Source organism: Mesoflavibacter sp. CH_XMU1422-2, from assembly GCF_037029245.1.
Classification (GTDB): Bacteria; Bacteroidota; Bacteroidia; order Flavobacteriales; family Flavobacteriaceae; genus Mesoflavibacter; species Mesoflavibacter zeaxanthinifaciens.
The window spans coordinates 1-810 of record NZ_JAYMEE010000008.1; the positions used below are offsets into that span (position 1 = coordinate 1).

The 810-nt window shown below is 33.1% G+C and carries 2 protein-coding genes; both read left to right on the top strand.

The window, feature by feature from the left end; all coding sequences use genetic code 11:
* Positions 1-371: type II toxin-antitoxin system RelE/ParE family toxin (locus tag WA340_RS02580; protein WP_336127164.1), on the top strand; the 371-nt coding region annotated here is incomplete at its 5' end.
* A complete protein-coding gene (locus WA340_RS02585; protein ID WP_099542951.1) occupies positions 358-660 on the top strand; it encodes a helix-turn-helix domain-containing protein in 303 nt (100 codons plus the stop codon). The genes WA340_RS02580 and WA340_RS02585, both read left to right, overlap by 14 nt.
* Positions 661-810 lie beyond the last annotated feature (150 nt).

Here is an 810-nt window from a genome sequence, read left to right on the forward strand (position 1 = left end):
ACTTTGTTCTGAATTTAACGACTAATCAATTGAGCGAATTTAAAAGAGAAATAGGATTTTACGAAAACCACTTTAAAGATTTCTATTTAAAACAGTCGCTCGTTGTTCGTAAGAAAATTGACTGGACACTTTTACTTTTGAGAAATACTCGAATTGTTCCAGAAAAATTTTTAAAAAACCTTACGAATACTGACGGACTTTGGGAAGTGCGAATTTCAGCAGGAAATGGAATATTCCGAATTTTTTGCTTTTTCGACAAAGGGAATTTAATAATTCTGTTGAGCGGATTTCAAAAGAAAACGCAAAAAACACCCAAGAAGGAAATTAAAAAAGCGGAACGATTAAAAAAGGAATATTATGAAAACAGATAAAAAAATTACATCCTTTGATGACCATTTGGACGAGCAGTACGGAAAAATCGGAACTGAATCTCGTGATGAATTTCAAGAAGAATTTGAAACATTTAAAATTGGAGTTTTAATTCAAGAGGCGAGAAAAAAACAACATTTGACCCAACAACAGCTTGCCGAAAAAGTTGGAACTACTAAAAACTATATTTCTCGAATCGAGAATAACGCAAGTGATATTCGACTTTCGACTTTGATGCGAATTATCCGAGAAGGATTAGGCGGAAGTCTGAAATTATCAATGGATATTTAACAACTGAATAATAAGTACTACTGGCAACAATGTGTATAATTCATTGCTAGTTATAGCCTACTTACGAAAGTCCTCGCGGACTTTCTATCTGTGATTTATTTGCTAACTTTAATGCTTAAACACGCAACGAAATCATACACAAAACCGTTG